The 18675-nt window shown below is 36.4% G+C and carries 19 protein-coding genes; 9 read left to right on the top strand and 10 right to left on the bottom strand.

All coding sequences use genetic code 11. From position 1 onward, the window contains the following. Window positions 1–2: 2 nt before the first annotated feature. The 5 genes from RM539_RS05075 to RM539_RS05095 are packed head-to-tail and all read left to right on the top strand — an operon-like array spanning window position 3 to window position 5160. Complete coding sequence (locus RM539_RS05075; protein WP_311502349.1) at window positions 3–1019, top strand: Gfo/Idh/MocA family protein; 1017 nt, start codon at window positions 3–5, stop codon at window positions 1017–1019. Then, window positions 1016–2053 carry a GNAT family N-acetyltransferase gene (locus tag RM539_RS05080; RefSeq protein WP_311502350.1) on the top strand — a complete coding sequence of 346 codons (1038 nt, stop codon included), beginning with the start codon at window positions 1016–1018 and terminating at the stop codon, window positions 2051–2053. The genes RM539_RS05075 and RM539_RS05080 overlap by 4 nt, the downstream gene beginning before the upstream one ends. Next, on the top strand, window positions 2050–2913 hold the full coding sequence (locus RM539_RS05085; RefSeq protein ID WP_311502351.1) for a formyltransferase family protein: 864 nt from the start codon (window positions 2050–2052) through the stop codon (window positions 2911–2913). The genes RM539_RS05080 and RM539_RS05085 overlap by 4 nt, the downstream gene beginning before the upstream one ends. Continuing rightward, window positions 2910–4022: a DegT/DnrJ/EryC1/StrS family aminotransferase gene (locus tag RM539_RS05090; protein ID WP_311502352.1), complete on the top strand. Its 1113-nt coding sequence runs from the start codon at window positions 2910–2912 to the stop codon at window positions 4020–4022. Before RM539_RS05085 ends, RM539_RS05090 begins: the two co-directional genes overlap by 4 nt. Then, complete coding sequence (locus RM539_RS05095) at window positions 4009–5160, top strand: glycosyltransferase family protein (RefSeq protein ID WP_311502353.1); 1152 nt, start codon at window positions 4009–4011, stop codon at window positions 5158–5160. Before RM539_RS05090 ends, RM539_RS05095 begins: the two co-directional genes overlap by 14 nt. Here RM539_RS05095 and RM539_RS05100 read toward each other — a convergent pair. From RM539_RS05100 to RM539_RS05125, 6 genes are read right to left on the bottom strand one after another with little or no spacing between them, the layout of a single operon-like run. Next, complete coding sequence (locus tag RM539_RS05100; protein WP_311502354.1) at window positions 5140–6126, bottom strand: glycosyltransferase family 2 protein; 987 nt, start codon at window positions 6124–6126, stop codon at window positions 5140–5142. The two genes, RM539_RS05095 and RM539_RS05100, sit on opposite strands and share 21 nt — an antisense overlap. Then, window positions 6126–6803 (bottom strand): hypothetical protein, encoded by a 678-nt coding sequence (locus RM539_RS05105; protein WP_311502355.1) that lies wholly within the window; start codon window positions 6801–6803, stop codon window positions 6126–6128. Before RM539_RS05105 ends, RM539_RS05100 begins: the two co-directional genes overlap by 1 nt. 3 nt (window positions 6804–6806) lie before the next feature. Then, a complete protein-coding gene (locus RM539_RS05110) occupies window positions 6807–7739 on the bottom strand; it encodes a glycoside hydrolase family protein (protein WP_311502356.1) in 933 nt (310 codons plus the stop codon). Further along, window positions 7736–8428, bottom strand: a complete 693-nt coding sequence (locus RM539_RS05115) for an acetyltransferase (RefSeq protein WP_311502357.1) — start codon at window positions 8426–8428, stop codon at window positions 7736–7738. Before RM539_RS05115 ends, RM539_RS05110 begins: the two co-directional genes overlap by 4 nt. Further along, the gene (locus tag RM539_RS05120) at window positions 8425–9132 is read right to left on the bottom strand and encodes a WbqC family protein (RefSeq protein ID WP_311502358.1); all 708 of its coding nucleotides are present in this window, start codon (window positions 9130–9132) and stop codon (window positions 8425–8427) included. Before RM539_RS05120 ends, RM539_RS05115 begins: the two co-directional genes overlap by 4 nt. Further along, window positions 9129–10214 (bottom strand): DegT/DnrJ/EryC1/StrS family aminotransferase, encoded by a 1086-nt coding sequence (locus RM539_RS05125; RefSeq protein WP_311502359.1) that lies wholly within the window; start codon window positions 10212–10214, stop codon window positions 9129–9131. Before RM539_RS05125 ends, RM539_RS05120 begins: the two co-directional genes overlap by 4 nt. Window positions 10215–10585: 371 nt before the next feature. On the opposite strand from RM539_RS05125, the gene RM539_RS05130 reads away from it, so the two are divergent. The 3 genes from RM539_RS05130 (at window position 10586) to ettA (ending at window position 13047) form a co-directional block, all read left to right on the top strand. Then, window positions 10586–10765 (top strand): CAL67264 family membrane protein, encoded by a 180-nt coding sequence (locus RM539_RS05130; RefSeq protein ID WP_311502360.1) that lies wholly within the window; start codon window positions 10586–10588, stop codon window positions 10763–10765. A gap of 1 nt (window position 10766) precedes the next feature. Next, on the top strand, window positions 10767–11246 hold the full coding sequence (locus RM539_RS05135; RefSeq protein ID WP_311502361.1) for a DinB family protein: 480 nt from the start codon (window positions 10767–10769) through the stop codon (window positions 11244–11246). Window positions 11247–11355: 109 nt separating this feature from the next. Beyond that, window positions 11356–13047: an energy-dependent translational throttle protein EttA gene (gene ettA / locus RM539_RS05140; protein WP_311502362.1), complete on the top strand. Its 1692-nt coding sequence runs from the start codon at window positions 11356–11358 to the stop codon at window positions 13045–13047. A gap of 65 nt (window positions 13048–13112) precedes the next feature. On the opposite strand, the gene RM539_RS05145 is transcribed toward ettA, so the two are convergent. Then, the gene (locus RM539_RS05145; protein ID WP_311502363.1) at window positions 13113–13349 is read right to left on the bottom strand and encodes a DUF1456 family protein; all 237 of its coding nucleotides are present in this window, start codon (window positions 13347–13349) and stop codon (window positions 13113–13115) included. Between the two features lie 14 nt (window positions 13350–13363). Then, window positions 13364–14671 carry a DUF2254 domain-containing protein gene (locus RM539_RS05150; protein WP_311502364.1) on the bottom strand — a complete coding sequence of 436 codons (1308 nt, stop codon included), beginning with the start codon at window positions 14669–14671 and terminating at the stop codon, window positions 13364–13366. Between the two features lie 178 nt (window positions 14672–14849). Here RM539_RS05150 and RM539_RS05155 point away from each other — a divergent pair, with 178 nt between their 5' ends. Further along, a complete protein-coding gene (locus tag RM539_RS05155) occupies window positions 14850–15293 on the top strand; it encodes an Hsp20/alpha crystallin family protein (RefSeq protein ID WP_311502365.1) in 444 nt (147 codons plus the stop codon). A 60-nt stretch (window positions 15294–15353) separates the two neighbouring features. Here RM539_RS05155 and RM539_RS05160 read toward each other — a convergent pair whose 3' ends face one another. After that, window positions 15354–16571 (bottom strand): phage tail-like protein, encoded by a 1218-nt coding sequence (locus tag RM539_RS05160; RefSeq protein ID WP_311502366.1) that lies wholly within the window; start codon window positions 16569–16571, stop codon window positions 15354–15356. 97 nt (window positions 16572–16668) lie between these two features. Then, a complete protein-coding gene (gene uvrB / locus RM539_RS05165) occupies window positions 16669–18672 on the bottom strand; it encodes an excinuclease ABC subunit UvrB (protein ID WP_311502367.1) in 2004 nt (667 codons plus the stop codon). Window positions 18673–18675 lie beyond the last annotated feature (3 nt).

Consider the following 18675-nt stretch of genomic DNA (forward strand, 5'->3'; position numbering starts at 1 on the left):
AGATGGATCGTATAAAATTCGCAGTAGTAGGATGCGGACACATTGGAAAACGGCATATAAATGTAGTTCTGGAAGAAGAAAATGCCAAACTTACAGCAATATGTGATATCGATCCAAAACAGTTACAGCTTGTTCAAAATTTGGAAGATAGCGTAAAATGCTTTCAGGATTTTGAAAAAATGCTGAAAGAAGGGGATATCGATATTGTTTGTATTTGTACTCCTCACGGGCTGCATGCAGAAATGAGCATGATGGCTGCAGAATATAAAAAACATATTTTGGTCGAAAAGCCGATGGCATTAAGCAGCTCCGAAGGAATGAAAATGATAGAATGTGCTGAAAAAAATAAGGTAAAACTTTATGTTGTAAAGCAAAACCGGTACAACACGCCAATTTATCTTACTAATGAAGCTTTAAAAAAGCGAAGGCTGGGGAAAGTTTTTATGGTACAATGCAATGTGATGTGGAACCGTAATCAGGATTATTATGAGCAATCGTCCTGGAGGGGCAAAAAAAGTTCTGAAGGCGGAGCATTATTTACCCAGGTAAGTCATTTTTTAGATTTACTGGTTTGGTGGTTTGGGGAGATTGAGGAAGCAAGAACTTTGGTTGAGACACTTAATCACGAGATAGAAATAGAGGATTGCGGAGTTTCGGCTTTAAAGTTCAAAAATGGCTCTTTAGGATCCATATTCTGGACAAATTGTGTTTACAATTCCAATTTTGAGGGCAGCATAACTATTTTGGGAGAAAAAGGTACTATAAAAATAGGCGGACAATACTTAAATGAAATTGAATTCTGGGATGTACAATCCTATCCTTTACCCCTTGATATTGATTTTGAAGATAAACCAAATTCTTATGGAAGTTACCAGGGTTCAAGCTCCAATCACAATAAGTTGGTGCACGATTTGGCGCTTCAAATAATTCAGGATCGAAAAGGGGTTGTTGAGGGAGAAGAAGGCCTTAGAAGCATTGAGGCTATAGAAAAAATTTATATGCATACCAGGATGCAATGAGTCAGATAACTACCTATAAATATCCGGATTTTCCCCCGGGGTTCAGAAAAAAAGGAACAAATCTCCTCTTTCATTCAAGTTACTGGATAGAAGTTTTACGGCTTACCTATAAAATGGATTTTGTACTGGGTCTGGATGATTATTCCGAACAGTTCCTGATATTTGGCATAGTAGATAACCCATTTGAAAAGAAACTTATCAGTCTTCCTTTTTCTGATTATTCCGGAGAAGATAATTTATCGCCGGAAACGGCATCATTAATTATTAAGAGTATTCAAAAAGAATTTCCGCTATATAATATAGTTTTTAAGAGCCGGTTTCCATCTGGTTCTGTTTTGAAATATGGAACTCATGAAAAATCTGCAGTTTATCATCGAATAGAATTTTATGATAAAGATTTAAAGCAGGTAGAGGAGAGCCAATCTTCATCATTTAAAAGAGGAGTCAGGAAGGCAGTAAAGAAAGAAGTATTTGTAGAAAGAACCCGTTCAGAAAATGACCTTAAGGAATTTTATGGCTTATATGGAGCCCTGCGGATGAAGAAATTTCAAATAATTCCCCAGCCATTTACCTTTTTCGAAAATATTCAAAAAAGTTTTTTTGATCGAAATAAAGGGTTCATGCTTAAAGCAGTTTTCAGTAATAAACATATTGCCTCCATAATTGTTTTAGAGCATAACAATGCATGGTATTATAAATTTGGTGCTTCTGCAAAAGAACACCTTGATAAAAGACCGAACAATCTTCTTTTTGATGAACTTATACATTTGGCCATAGAGAAAGGAATAGATTTTATTGATTTGGGAATGAGTGGTGCAGGCGAGGATTATAAAGGTTTACGAAAGTTTAAGGAAGATATGGGAGGGAAAGAATATCCCATAAGCCTTTTTAATTTTGAAGCTTTGCAATTAGAAGATAAAGAAAAAGAGGATAAAAAAATTTTAAATGAATTTACAAAACTAATTGTTTCGCAGAAACCACCAATTAAGCAGGTAAGTGAACTCAGCGAATTTTTATATCCATTTTTTGTATGAATTGGGCTTTGGTTGGCAATAATGACGGACCCCTGAGGATTCTGAAATCTCTTGGGGAACCGCAAAATTTCCCGCTTCTAATTGGGCTTCAAAAACCGGTTTCTGCCGGGTTGCAGCGTGAATATCTTAAATATATAGATAAAGATCATTTCTTCAGCGGCTTTGAGGAAGACAGGCTACTGCAAATTCTTGAAAACTATAAGGTGAATTTTATAGTAAATTGTTTTTGTAACTTCAGGTTTATAAAATTACTTGAATATTATAAAGTATTAAACATTCATCTTTCAGCTTTACCAAAATATCGTGGCCGGCATCCGCTGCACTGGGCATTAATTAACGGAGAAGATAAAATTGGAATTACTATCCATGAAATGACCCCAGGGTTTGACGAAGGGCCTATTTGTTGGCAGGAAATGATAAAAGCGGAAGATAAAATTTCAGTTGCTTCTGCCAGAGAAAATCTTCTTACTGTTTTAGAAAATAACTTCAGCGATTTTCTGATTAATTTTAAAAAAGCTGAAATTAAGAATATCAAAAATTTAAATGAAGAAGCTACATATATTAAAAGGAGAATTCCAGCAGACAGTCGCTTAGTTGAATGGAAGAATCGGGACCTGGTATATAGAAAAGTATGGGCTTTAAGTTCAGAAAGAAATCCTGCATATATTATGATAAATAATAAGAAAATTATAGTCAGGGAAGCTGAAAAAATAGCATTAACAGGAAAGTTTAAGGAAGGAAGCATTATTTATTTTCGAAAAGATTCTTTAGAAGTTAGTTGTGAAGAGAATAAAGGAATTATATTAAAGTTAGCAGAGGATATTCTCGACTTAAACCGGCATCAGAGTTATAAATTATGACCATAGATTTTTTAGATTTACACAAACAATATTTATCAATAAAAGATGAAGTAGATGTAGCAATGACTAAAGTTATTGCTTCTTCCGCTTTTATTAAAAGTTCCCCTGTCACCACTTTTGAAAATGAATTCGCAGCTTATCTTAAAGCAGAACATGTGGTTAGTTGTGGGAATGGCACCGATGCTTTAGAAATATGCCTTACTGCATTTGGAATAGGTGAAGGAGATGAAGTTTTAGTCCCGGCAATGTCCTGGATTTCTACTTCTGAAGTGGTCGCTACAAGGAAAGCCACACCTGTATTTGTTGATATTGATGCTGAGACTTATTGTATAGATGTTTCAAAAATTGAAGATAAAATTACAGAAAAAACCAAAGCAATCATTCCGGTTCACCTTTATGGCCATCCCGCCGATATGATGGGAATTATTGAGTTAGCAAAAAAATACAATCTTAAAGTCATTGAAGATTGCGCCCAGGCCCATGGCACTGAAATAAACGGAAAAAAGGTTGGTACATTTGGAGATGCTGCCACTTATAGTTTTTTCCCCACTAAGAATCTGGGCGCTTTTGGAGATGCGGGCGCCATAGTTGTAAAAGATACCAATCTAAAATTGAAAATTTTAGCAATAGCCAATCATGGTCAGGAAGAACGGCATAAACATATTACACATGGCAGGAATAGCAGGATGGATGGAATTCAGGCTGCTGTTCTTTCCGTAAAATTGAAATACCTGGAAAAATGGATTAATTTACGCCGCAAAATAGCAAATCAGTACAAAGAGGAGCTAACAGGAATGGAAAACATAAAATTACCTGTGGAGGCTTCTGCTGCTAAACATGCGTATCATTTATATGTTATTAGGGCAGAAAACAGGGACGGCTTAAAAAAGAACCTGCAGGAAAAGGGAATAGCAACTATGATCCATTATCCAAAGGCACTGCCATTTCAATTATGTTATCAGGATTATGATTTTGAGGAGGTGCATTTTCCTGTGGCCTCAAAAGTGCAAAATGAAATTCTTTCTCTGCCTTTCTATCCGGAATTTTCAACGGAAGCTTTAAAATATGTTGCAATGAATATTAAAGATTTCTATTTTGAAAAAGCTTAAATTACTGAAATTCGATATTATCCATCCGGCAGAATATTTGTCTGAAAAAAAGAAAGAATGGGGTGATGTAGACAAGATTTCTCTGGCAGAATATAGAAACAGGCTAATTAGTTTAAGGAGTAATTATTCAGATTTCTATACATATCATTTAAACCAGCAGGGAGATTGGGAAGCTGAAGAATTTTTTCTTCTTGATGATGATTTTATAGAAAAAGCAGGTAAGGAAGTTTTAGGTAAAAGTTATTATTATAAACGTTTTTTGTATGGCAGGGGTAGGACTAAATTAAATTTCCAGAAAAGGAAGTGGAGAAATTATGTAGTACATAACTACATAAAGCATTTTAAACCCGATGTTATTTTTGCCCGATCTCAACCAATACCCAGCGCCTTCTGGCGACGCTATAGAAAAGATACGCTTTTGGTGGCAAGGTTATCAGCACGTTTGCCATATAGCTGGCATCCTAATGACTGGGACTTGATATATACCGATCAACCGGATTTTAAAACCTTTTTTGAACTACACGGAGTTGAGACAATTCTAAATGACCAGGGGTTTGATTGTAGAATTAATGAGGAGTTGAGAGCAGGAGGCAGTAATGAAGATGTTGTTTTTGTAGGAGGATTGGGTACTGAGAATTTTTTGAAAAGAACCTTGTTTTTTAACGAGGTAGCACAGCATATTCAAAGTTTTAGATGGTGGGGATACTGGTGGAAATATGGTGGAGACGGCCGGAGAATACAAGATTTTCCAATGTTGGAAAAATGCTTTCAGGGTGCTACATCCGGGCTTGAGATGTTACAGATATATAAAGATAGTTTTGCAGTAGTAAATGACTATGTAGATACAGCAAATAGCATAGGCTTTAACCAGCGTATTTTTGAAGTAATGGGAGTGGGAGGATTTTTAGTTACCCGTGATGCTCCAAACTTCAGAGAACATTTTCCAGAAGATGTTTTTGTGACATATAAAGACTTGGTGGATCTTCAGCAAAAACTGGATTATTACAAGTCTAATCCTGGTGAAAGATTAAAAATAACTAATAATGCAAAAGCATATATCAAGGAAAATTACGATTATGAGCGTATTTGCCACTATTTCAGTAAAGATTTAAAAAAATCACTTCGTGCGAAGAACTGATTTCCGAAGCTTTTTATATACCAGTTTTGGGAAAAATAGAAAGGAGAGATCTGTAAGGGAATAAGGTAACGTTTTTTTTAGAATAAAATAATGTTGTTTTTCGTGATGTAGCTTTGCAAGATGATAATACTTTATATAAGCAATTCTGCGCTGTATTGCACTGGATTTTTTTAAATATTTTAGAAAGTTTTCATGAAAGGAATAAGGGATAAATACTTTTCGATATAATCGAAGTTCATTTATTTTTAATGCTAAATTTTCAACAGTAAAAAAATGATTTACCATAAAGCTATCCCCATGCCGGCGATATCCCGAATAAATATCTTTGGAAAATTTTAAATCGCCCTTTTGTGTGAGTAAAAGCATTAAGGCAAAATCAGCACTGATAATTTCCCAAAACCATCCCGGGAATTCTCCAAGAGCATTATTTCTGAACATGAAAGTAGAAGTAGAAATAAAGGCATAAGGAGTTTTAAATAAATCTACCATTTTGAGTCTGGCACTGTCAAATTTTTCCTCATGATGAGTTTTAGAAATTGCAGTAATTTTACTGTCTTTTTCTGCTATTTTTGCCTGATGGCCGAAAATTGAATAGTCTGGATTTGCTTCTAAAAAATCTACCTGTTTTTGAAGCTTGTCCTTACTTATCCAGAAATCATCTCCATCCAGTAAAGCTATATATTTTCCCCTGCAGGCGTATATATTAGTAATATTGTTTGTTCTGCCAGGTATTTCACTATAACGTCTGGGATGAAGAATGAGTTGAATTATAGCAGGATATTTTGCCTCATATTCCTTGAGGATTTCCTGCGTACCATCTGAAGAGCAATCATCTCCAATAATTATCTCATAGTTAAAATCGACCTCCTGCATCAAAACAGAATCTATAGCTTCACCTATAAATTCTTTTTGATTGTAAGTAATAATGGATACGCTAACCAGTATTTCTTTAGATTCTTTATCCATTAGCTACAGAAAGCAAAATTATGGGCATTATTAAAAAGAGGATTTTCTTTATCTTTTTCTTCCCAATTAGTGGTGTCTTTTACTTCCTCAGGCATATCAGACTGTTGAATAATCCGGAAGTCGAAGGAGATTCGGGTTTTTCCGGTAGTATTATTTTTGGCGCCATGCATAAGATTTACACCTTTAAACCGGGCAAATTCTCCGGGTTTAAGATTAAGTGCATTAAAATCCTCCTTACCTTCTTCAGACTCTATCCACAAACTGTTCGTATCGAACGCGTTGGTTAGCGGAACAAAATAATTAATTTCCACTTCATTATGGCCGTAATCTTTGTCCCGGTGAAATCGCGAAACCCCTTCGGCATTACGGTAAAGGAAACGATGTGAAGGTTTTTCCTGATAATAAATCCCTTCTTTATATTGGGGGCGTATTACATGCTTTATGAACCGGTGAAAGGTCTGGTAAAATTTTTCACCTTCTTCAGAATTCAATTTATCATAGAGGCGCCTGTATAACAGAGTTTGTTCCATATTCTTGTAAAGCGAATTATTGTTTTCTGAAGTTTGTTCTTTGGCTTCGGCCTTTATTTGTGAAAGTTCTTCAATCTCAAGGAGGTTTCTCATTATTTGAGGAAAATTATATTCCTCTATATTATATTTAAAAATTTCTGTCTGCATATTTCAATTTTTATCTACTGCGTATCCTATTCCTGTTTCACCAAATCCATTTCCATTGTAGAATAAATATTTACGCGAATTATGAACAATAACATTCGGGTAGGTTTGCATTTTTGAGTCCCAGCCATTTTCAGAAAATGAAATTCCTGCTTTATGATCCATACGCTCCCAATTTACAGCATCCCAGGATTCGGCATAGCCAATTCTATAACTGTCTTTGCCATTTCGAAAATCGAAACTACCCCTGTAAGCAAACCACATTTTATAAACCCCGTCCTCTTTAATAACTGAAGCACGGGCATTCGCTTCAAATTTATCTTTGGGTTTTATGCAGGTAAGATTTTCCCGTTTCCATGTAATACCATCTTCAGAAGAAGCGTATTTAATTATATATAGAGGTTCGGGCTTGCCATTTACTTTTACAAATCCTGTGCTGGAGGCATACCACATATGCCAGATATTGTTTTCCTGCATAACATACGGCGAGGCTGTGAAATAGGGTTCCAGAGGGTTCCGGTCTACTATTGGGCCTTCAAACATACGATGAAAACTTTCGCCATTGTTTTTACTCACCGCCAGGCCTATGGAGTTTCTATAGGGAACTGAGCCGCTGGGATTCCACCCCACATAGTAAAGGTAAAGTCCGTCTTTAGTAGGAACAACAGAGCATGGCATAATTCCTCCGTCATCAAAAGCCCCTAGTTTACCTAAAGGCATTATAGGTTTTTCCGGGTAACCAAGGATATTTTTAGGATTTGAAGAATCAACATCAACATAAGTTAATTCGCTTTGACCCTTTTTATTTCTTGGGGCAAAAAAAATCCTGAAAACATTTTTATTTAGCACATGAACTGTTGGAACACATGCATGGGAAATCATCCAGTCAAAATTATGATCTGTATTAAAGAACATACCTTTCTTAATCCATTCCATCATCCTTTACTTTTATGTGAAATACTATCCAGATCCATACTTTTTTTTGCCATTATCTTTGAACTTTGCCCTAAGTGTATGTCGCCAGGTTTGGTATCCTTTGTGATAATAGCTCCCATTCCTACCAGTGTGGCTTCGGCTATGGTAGTTTCGTCCCTTATTGTTGCATTTACCCCAAAAAAACAATGCTCTTCAATGGTGCATGCTCCGGAAATTACTACATGAGAAGTAATAAATACGTGATCTTTAATGGTAGTATGGTGGCCAATGTGATTACCACTCCACAACACGCAGTTATTTCCTATTTTTACAAATGGCTGAATGGTGTTGTCTTCAAAGATAAAGCAGTTATCGCCAATGTCCAGATCCGGCCAGGTGGTGGCTTTTGAACTAACATAGCTTGCCAGATGGTAACCTTTGGCTTTTGCAGCCTCATATTTATCACGCCTTAAATGGCTCATTTTCTTAAAGCTGATAGGTAAAAACATGCTGTACTCCGATGGAGGAAAATGATCTTCTACCTCTTCGAATGCTACAATAGGTAAACCTTCATGTTCTTTTGAATTGAGATAGTCGCGATCTACTGTAAACGCTACTACTTCGTGCGGGCTATCATGTTTAAAATAGAAATGGGCAAGGCTTGCAAGCTGGCTTTCTCCAAAAATGACTATTTTCTTTACTTCTTGTTTCATTCTGTTATAGTATAATTTGAAAGCATATTTGTGATTGCTGGAATATCGTTGAACATAAGAACATCTATAATAGATAAATTTGCTTCAAAACCTTTCCTTTGCTGCGGATATTTAGAGCCTTTATCTTTCATGAATTTTAATGAGATATTTTTCTTTTTAAAATTTTTTCCTTCATATAGATGTTTCCCCCCGGATAGATTATAATATTCAGAGGATTTCAGGAGATGATTTATTTCTAAAATTTTTTCTTCTGCATTTTGATTTCTGTTATAATCCAGCGTGGAAGAAGTTAAAAACATGCGTTTAATATTCAGATAAGAGCAGACGGCTTTAACACTTTCCATGCTTAACTCTGAAATAGAAGTAAAATTTTTACTGAAAAACGAATTAATCAGCTCCCATATTTCTTCAAAATGCGGACTGCATTTATAATTCTGAAAAATACTTTTTAAAAATTTTTTCTTCCAGATTTCAAAATTTTCCTGGTGTATTAAAATTTCATCAATTTTTTTATTTTGACTGGGTTTTTTCAGTGGAATACTTACAAGCGACCTGCTTTGGTTAAACAGAAAGTTATTGCGATGGATCCATCCTTTTTTTATGAAATTAACATCATCATAAAATACAAAAACATCTGTAGCTGCTATTAATTGAAAATAACCTATATACGGGAAAAAATAAGGTTGCATAATGGCTACTTTCATTTTTCAAAAGACTTTTGAACTGCTTTAATTATTCGTTTGGTTTCTTCTTCAGTCAGCTGTGGATAGAATGGCAGACATAAGACCTTTTGACTTATTTCTTCGGAAACCGGGCAATTTTGGTCCGGCATATAATTTATTGTATTTAGTGAGGGGAAAAAATAACGTCTCGGGAAAATATTCCTTGCCTCAAGAAATTCCTGCGTCTTTGTTCTTGCCGCTGCACTTTCAAATATTACAGGAAAATACCCATAATTATATTGTACATTTTCAGGAATGTTTAGAAATATTAAAGGTAACTCTTCAAATGCGTTTGTATATCTATAGAATAGCTTTTTTCGGGACTTAATTATAGAATCTATTTGAGTTAGATTACATAGGCCCATTGCAGCATGAAATTCTGAATTTTTGCCATTTATTCCAAGGAAAAGATGATTGTCTCCCTGGTGTCCAAAAGATTTGCTATGCCTTATTTTTTCAGAAAGTAATTCGTCTTTTAAAAAGACTGCTCCGCCTTCAATAGTGTGAAAAATCTTTGTGGCGTGAAAGCTTGTAGTAGAGAGATCCCCGTAATTAAAAATGGATATGTTATTCAGTTTAACACCAAAGCCATGGGCTCCATCATAAATAACCTTCAGGTTATGTTTTTTTGCAATTTTTTTAATTTTCTCAACCTGGCATGGTATCCCATATACATGGGTAGCCAAAATAGCACTTGTAGCAGGGGTTATTTTTTCTTCAATAAGGTCCGGATCAATACATAAATCCTTTTTAGAAATATCACAGAAAACTGGTTTGCAAGCCTCCCAAATTATAGAAGAAGCGGTAGCTACATATGAATATGATGTGGTAATAATTTCGCCCTGAATTTCAAGGGCTCTAATGGCAAGCTGTAAAGCAATTGTGCCATTGGTTGTATATTGAACATAAGGAACTTTCAGAAAATCCTGAAGTTTTGCCTGGAGTTGTTTAACCAAAGGCCCTTCATTAGTTACCCATCCATTTTCCCAAATTTTATCCAGATAAGTATTATAAGCTTCTTTTTTAGGTAAGCTTGTTTTGGTGACATAAATCGGTTTAGACAAGATGCTTTCAATTTAGTTGGTTAGGTTTAGTTAGGTCTAAATTTGATGGGGCCGTCAATTTAAATATATACAAAATTTATTGTTTTCCGGGCTATCTGTATAAAAAGTAGAAATAATATTTTATTATACTACATGGCAGATATTATGACCATTATTTGGGTTAGAAGTAAAATAAATGAATGGTGAATTTGCACTTTTAAAATAGAAAATAAAGCAGATTTTAGAAAAGCTTATAAATATTGGTATATTTTTAAGACAGGTTCAGGGAAAACTCCCTTAATTTGGTTTTTAGCTAAAGTACAAATCTGATTTATTGTATAATTGTAAAGCAGGAAATACTTATCTGCACATTATTTCTTAAAAGAATTTCTATGGGAATGAATAAAAATTCCATATTTGGTTGGGCTTCATTCGTACTGTTTTTAATTGGGGCAACAGTGATATTGCTGGGACTTTTAAAGTACCTTGATTATGCCATAGGATTTTCGGTAGTAGGTATAGGATTTTTTGCAATTTCATGGGCGTTTAATGCATTAAAAGGAAGAGTATAACATGAATTCAGAAAAAGAAATAAAAAAGCAGTTAATTAAGCAGCTTCAGGGTGGAGAAGCATATTTGTCAATTGCCAAATTTGTGGATGAGATACCTTTTGAGGAAATTGGGAAAAGACCGCAATCTTTACCTTATTCTTTTTATGAGCTGTTTTACCATATTCATTATGCTCAAAAAGATATTATTGAATATTGTTCTGCGGAAGAATACCAGAACGCAAATTGGCCGGATGATTACTGGCCGAAGAAAGTTTCTCCTGAGAATGAAGAAGAATGGGAAGATTTAAAAGCCGATTATTTTGAATGCAGGAAAGATTTTGAAGATTTTATTCTTGACCCAAAGAACAAACTAATGGAACCTGTAGAAAATAGTGAAAATCATACTCTTCTCCGGGAGCTGATGCTGGTGATTGAACATACTTCCTATCACACGGGGCAGTTAATTGTAATTCTTAGATTACTGGGGCTGCACAAAAGCTGATTTTGCCATTACAATAATATTTTCTGATATAATTTTAGGATATTTGCACTACTTCTGAAGAAGATATTGCAGCTTTTTCAGAACTTTTATATCCTTAAATTTTAATAATATGGCAGATGATAAAAAGGTGATTTTCTCTATGTCCGGAGTCACTAAAACCTATAAAAATGCAAATACGCCTGTTCTTAAGAATATTTACCTGAGTTTTTTCTACGGAGCAAAAATTGGAATCCTTGGTCTTAATGGTTCAGGTAAATCCACACTGTTAAGAATTATTGCCGGAGAAGACAGTAATTACCAGGGAGATGTGGTTTTTTCATCAGGTTACAGTGTTGGCTATCTGGAACAGGAGCCAAAGCTGGATGATGATAAGACCGTTCTGGAGGTTGTAAAGGAAGGTGTTGCAGAAACTGTAGATGTTTTAGATGAGTACAACAAGATTAACGATATGTTCGGTTTGCCTGAAGTTTATGAAGATGCAGATAAGATGCAAAAGCTAATGGATAAGCAGGCGGAACTTCAGGATAAGATTGATGCCACGAATGCGTGGGAACTGGATACAAAACTGGAAATAGCGATGGATGCTTTACGTACCCCTGATGCCGATAAAAAAGTGGGAGTACTTTCCGGAGGGGAAAGGCGTCGCGTTGCCCTTTGCCGATTGCTCCTGCAGGAACCTGATATTTTACTTCTGGATGAGCCTACCAATCACCTTGATGCGGAATCTGTGCATTGGCTGGAACATCATTTGGCACAATATAAAGGAACAGTAATCGCTGTTACTCACGACCGTTATTTTCTTGATAATGTTGCCGGTTGGATCTTAGAACTGGACCGGGGAGAAGGAATTCCATGGAAAGGAAATTATTCTTCATGGCTGGATCAAAAATCCAAACGACTGGCCCAGGAACAAAAACAGGCCAGCAAGCGTCAAAAAACACTGGAACGGGAGCTGGAATGGGCTAAAATGAATCCCAAAGGAAGGCAGGCAAAGCAAAAAGCTCGTTTGAATAATTACGACAAATTGCTCAGCCAGGACCAGAAGCAGGTTGATGAAAAGCTTGAAATTTATATCCCTAACGGACCGCGTTTGGGAACTAATGTAATTGAAGCCAATGGAGTAAGTAAGGCTTTTGGCGACAAACTACTTTATGAAGATTTAAATTTCAAACTTCCGCAGGCTGGAATTGTTGGGGTTATTGGTCCAAACGGTGCCGGTAAAACTACAATTTTTAAGATGATAATGGGAGAGGAACAACCTGATAAAGGCAATTTTGAAGTAGGAGAAACTGCAAAAATCGCTTATGTAGATCAAAGCCACTCTGATATTGATCCTGAAAAAACTATCTGGCAAAATTTTAGTGATGAACAGGAACTGGTGATGATGGGAGGTCGCCAAGTGAATTCCCGTGCTTATCTTAGCAGGTTTAACTTTAGTGGAAGTGAACAGAACAAAAAGGTAAACATGCTTTCTGGTGGAGAACGTAACAGGCTGCACCTGGCCATGACTTTAAAGGAAGAAGGAAACGTGTTGCTTCTGGATGAGCCATCGAACGATTTAGATGTTAACACATTGCGTGCCCTGGAAGAAGGTTTAGAAAATTTCGCAGGTTGTGCTGTGGTAATCTCACACGACCGTTGGTTCCTGGATAGGGTTTGTACCCATATTCTTGCTTTTGAAGGAGACTCGCAGGTTTATTTCTTTGAAGGAGGCTTTTCAGATTATGAAGAAAATAAGAAGAAACGTCTCGGCGGCGATGTAATGCCCAAAAGAATTAAATACAAGAAGCTGGTTAGATAATATTTCAGCAGAAAAAGCAAAGGAGTTGAATAAAAGATCAACTCCTTTTTATTTTGTCTACAGTCTCACTTCTTTTCCGGCATTGGCCCGCGAAGATGAATAATGAGTCCATTTAGAAAATTCCGCAGGAATTGATCCCCGCATTCCACATACTTCGGGTGATTCTCACTTCTAAAAATTGCTCCCAGTTCGCTTTTAGTAACTTTAAAATCAACCAGGGCGCAAATTTGCACAATATCATCATCCCGCAGTTTATGTGCTACCCTTAGTTTTTTGAAAATGTCATTGTTTGTTAGTGCCATAGGACAAAGGTAATCTATTCCTTTTCAAAAGTTTCAGGATTAAGACCAAGTTTTTCTGCTAAGCCCTTTATTACTTCACAATCTCTTTTATTGGAAATAATATTTTTAGCATCGGAAAGCAAGGTTGCCGCTTCCTGGTCTATAACGTCATAATAGCACGAAAAGCTTGCTTTTTGCCTTTTGAGATACATAAACATAACCGCCAGCTTTTGAACCAGGATTATATCATGTTTGCTGTAAGTACGAATGGAAGCCAAAACATTAAATAAAAGGGTTTCAAAGTTAATAGTAGAGAGTTTAATTAAACTTTTATCCTCACTTATAATTACACTCTGATCCCGTTTTTGCATTCTTAGTGCGAAAAGTTCAGTTAAATAATCTATTCCGTTAAGCGCAGTGCCGGGGTCATTAATTCCTGGGGACATAGCTTTTACAATAATTTCGGTAATTTGTTTAAAAGCCAGGGCGTAATTGTCTTCTATCAGTTCTCCCCTGGAAAAATTGAATTCGGAAAGAATTGCATCAATGGTGTTTTTATCCAGTTCTTCTTTGGATTTAAAAACCGGAATTCCGCGTAAAACAAAAATACCTTTTACGGGTAAAATATGAAGTTGTATATTTTTTTTCTCACAGATATCTAATATGTTCTGTAAAGCTATATTTTGAAAATAGCCCGTCTGTTCTGTATGGTATTCATGCCAATCGGAAGTATCAGGAAATTCAACTGCTTCCCTGTCTTCAGATTCTAATATATATTTCAGCCGTTTCTCAGATAATCTAAAAATATTCTCCAAGATATTGTTAATCTGTATCTTCTGTGAGATGTTATGGATAAAATAGATAAAAGCGCAAATACAGATTACGGTAAATAAAATTCCAAGCAGGACTGAAAAACCCGGGATTTGGTATTTATCCCCTGTAGGTTGTATTGAAAAAAGAATAAAAATACAGTAGAGGATGGTAAAGAGATAAATTCCCAATATGATCTGATGGTTTTTATCTGATATAAGTCCGGGTAATAATCGTGGACTATAGTTGCTCGAAGCCTGGTTTAATAAAACCATAACCATTGAGAAACTGAAAACCATCATAGAAATTAATCCGGTAATAAATGAACTTAACAAGGTAAGCGCTGTGTTACCATTATCTACCACCAGAACTGGCACAGTTTCCAGAAGATATTTGGAAATACCTCTTTCCTCAAGATACATCATGAAAAATGCAAAGCTGAATCCCAGTGCCGCCAGTACCGTGGGATAAAAAGCGATTTGACTTTGAATGGAATTAAAGAATGTAAAAATCTTATTGAGCAAATGCTTCATCCGGTATTTTTGGGTAAATATAATTAATCTTAAGATCTAACAATTAAAAATTAAAAGGTGTCAATATGGCATTATTATTTCATAAAATACCGACACTATGTCGCTATTTTTAATTTGGAATTTGAATTGCTATAAACCTTCTGAAATTAATAATCATTAACCTTAAAATATTTGAATTATGAGTCTAATTAAAAGAAATGAGGCCAATTGGCTGCCATCGGTTTTCGACGATATGTTTAAAACCGATTGGTTAGGAGGAACTACAAATGTTAATAGTATTGGTACTACAATTCCGGCTGTTAATATTCAGGAAACCGAAGAGGAATTTTCTGTAGAAGTAGCTGCTCCTGGCAAAAAGAAGGAAGATTTTAATATAGAACTGGAAAATGATGTTCTTACTATTTCTTCCCAGGAGAAAAAAGAAAATGAAACTTCTGATAAAGATGGAAAGTTTACCAGGAAAGAGTTTAGCTATTCCAACTTCAAGAGAGCCTTTAGTCTACCTGAATCTGTAAACAGCGAAGCAATTTCTGCAAGTTATAATGATGGTGTGCTTCATATAGCATTACCTAAGCGGGAAGAAGCTAAAGTTCAGCCTAAACGGCTGATTGAAATTTCATAAAATAGATTTAATGAGTTAACTAAAGCACCCCTCTTCCGGGTGCTTTTTTATTGCCTGAATTCAGCTTTTGAATAGAATTATCCAACGATTTCCGGCGCTTTGTATCTGGTAGTTTTGGCCGCCTTTTATAGTTGTAATCTGGGTATTGGTAGCAATATCAAGCAAATTATCGCTTCCTGAAAAAATGAGGTTCTTAGTGCCGGTTGCCGGCCAGCCTACAAGCGTGATTATTCTGCCTTTATTATCCGAAGCTTTCGGAATAATCAATCCGCTAACCTGATTATTGATCCTAAGAGTGCCCACCTCTTCTCCTATTACATAATCTCCCGTTAACGCTTCCGTAGAAATATAATTTACTGTTCCGGGATGTTTCCAGCTAACTTTACCAACCTTATCGGTTACCAGCACCTGATTTTCTGAACCGCGGCTATCAGGAAGCACATATTCTACGTCAGGCGTGGCTCCAATACCTACTCTTCCTGCAAAATATCCCGCAAATACATTTGAATTGCTGTCACCGGAAGCTGCACTGTAGATCCCATAAATATCACCAACCCCCTGTACAGAACCTATTTCTGAATAAATACCGTAGTTTTTACTTCTTGCACCAAATGTGCGCCCAACACGGTTAAAAATTCCATAGATATCATTAGTGCCGTTATTTTGATAAGCTTCATTAAAAATTCCGTAATGAATTCCGGTTCCATTTCCCCCTACATTGGTTTTTATGCCGTACTTAGTCCCGTTTGTGGCGCTGCGATTGTCATTCACAATTCCATAAGTGGTAAGATTATCGCTAGCCGAATTGTTATTATCTACCTCCAGGGTTTTCTTGATATTCAGGTCTTTTCCTGCCGGAATAGCAATTTGAAGTTTGGAGGTAATCAGATCAGTCCCTATTCCCACATTGCCTTCCCGGTAAGCGACATCTGTAATATTATTGGGACTCATACTTGTGCCGGGTTTATAAAAATTGGAAGATGCAGAATTTGCCGCCATAGCTTTCCAATTATTCTCGGAAGCTAACCAGTAATAAAAACCGGAGGTGAAACCATTGACGTCTTTCGACAGGAAAACCAACATTCCGTTTTGCTCTGTTCCGGGATTGGTTAAAGGAAATTTTTCAATTCTGGGAATAAGGATTCCGTCAATTTGTGCAGGATTAGCTTTATCTGCAGCTACAATATCCAATTGTGCTCTGGGATTTGTAGTGCCAATGCCAACCTGTGCCTGGAGCAAAAGTGGAAAAAATAAAAATGTAAATATGACAGATTTCATAAGTGATGATCAAACCATTCACTTTAGGTCATAGGTAGTCTGGGATAAAACTAATGTAATTTAATTAATTGAAATTAAGAGGATTATATTAAATTTTTTACGCCTTATCCTTAACCTTTTCCTGTAGCATTTTTATTTCATCTCTAAGCCTTGCAGCTTCCATAAAATCCAGTTCTTTTGCTGCTGTTTCCATAGTTTTTCTTTTTTCACGAATAGCTTTTTCCAGCTGTCCTTTGCTGAAGTATTCCACTTCTTCTTCTGCAGCTTTTAATGTTTGAGGACGCTCATGGTCATAAACATCCAGTTTTTGTTTTACCAGTACACTGTCCAGTTTTTTGACCAGTGGGGTAGGAGTGATATTGTTCTCTTCATTATGAGCTATTTGCTTTTGCCGACGATATTCTGTTTCGTCTATGGTTTTTTGCATACTGTCGGTAATTTTATCGGCATATAAAATCGCTTTACCTTCCACGTGCCTTGCGGCCCTTCCAATAGTTTGGGTTAAGGAACGATTGCTCCTCAGGAATCCTTCCTTATCGGCATCAATAATTGCTACCAGTGAAACTTCAGGTAAATCAAGTCCTTCTCTTAAAAGATTTACACCAATCAGCACATCAAACAAGCCTTTTCTAAGATCCTGCATGATTTCAACGCGTTCAAGAGTATCTACATCAGAATGTATATATCTGCACCTAATATCTATTCTGGTGAGGTATTTTGTTAATTCCTCGGCCATTCTTTTGGTAAGCGTGGTAACCAGGATACGTTCATCTTTTTCTATTCTTACCTGAATTTGCTCAATAAGATCATCAATCTGGTTCTTGCTTGGGCGCACTTCAATAACAGGATCAAGTAAGCCGGTAGGACGAATAACCTGTTCCACATATACCCCTTCACTATTCTGAAGTTCATAATCGGCAGGGGTAGCACTTACATAGATCACCTGGTTTTGCAGGGCTTCAAATTCCTCAAATTTGAGCGGACGGTTATCCATGGCTGCAGGTAAACGAAAACCGTAGTCCACAAGTGTTTCTTTTCGTGATCTGTCACCACCGTACATGGCGTGCACCTGCGGAATGGTAACGTGGCTTTCGTCAACTATCATCAGGTAATCATCAGGAAAGTAATCCAGTAGGCAGAAAGGCCTGGTACCAGGTTTTCTGCCGTCCAGATAACGGGAATAATTTTCAATTCCGGAGCAATAACCAAGTTCCCGGATCATTTCAAGGTCAAAATTGGTTCTTTCATCCAACCGTTTAGCCTCGAGATGCTTGCCAATATCCCTGAAATAATCTACTTGTTTAACCAGGTCATCCTGAATATTTCTTATCGCTCCCTGAAGTACATCGGGAGAAGTAACAAACATATTAGCCGGATAAATATTCAGGCGGTCATATTTCTCGATTACATCATTGGTTCCGGGATCAAAAGCTTCAATTTCTTCAATTTCATCTCCAAAAAAATGAATTCTGAAGGCATTATCAGCATAACTAGGAAAAATATCCACGGTGTCACCTTTAATTCTGAAATTCCCGTGGGTGAATTCAGCCTCTGTCCTGGAATAAAGGCTTTGCACCAGTTTATGCAGTAATTTTGTACGGGAAATATTCATATCCCTTTCTATAGAAACAACATTTTTTTTGAATTCCACCGGATTACCAATACCATAAAGACAGGAAACCGAAGCAACAACCAATACATCCCGGCGGCCACTAAGAAGGGAAGAAGTGGTGCTTAATCTAAGTTTTTCAATCTCTTCGTTTATAGATAAATCTTTTTCTATATATGTTCCTGAAGTGGGAATAAAAGCCTCCGGTTGATAATAGTCATAATAACTCACAAAATATTCCACGGCATTATCAGGAAAAAAATGCTTGAATTCAGAGTACAGTTGTGCCGCCAGTGTTTTATTATGTGCCAGCACCAAAGTTGGTTTTTGTACTTCCTGTATAACATTTGCAACGGAAAAAGTTTTCCCGGATCCGGTTACTCCCAATAAAGTCTGGTATTGGTCATGTCTCTGGATTCCTTTTACCAGCTGATTTATTGCCTGTGGCTGGTCCCCGGTAGGTTTATATTCAGATTCAATTTTGAATTTCATAGT

This window comes from Autumnicola musiva (genome assembly GCF_031846585.1).
Taxonomy (GTDB): Bacteria; Bacteroidota; Bacteroidia; order Flavobacteriales; family Flavobacteriaceae; genus Autumnicola; species Autumnicola musiva.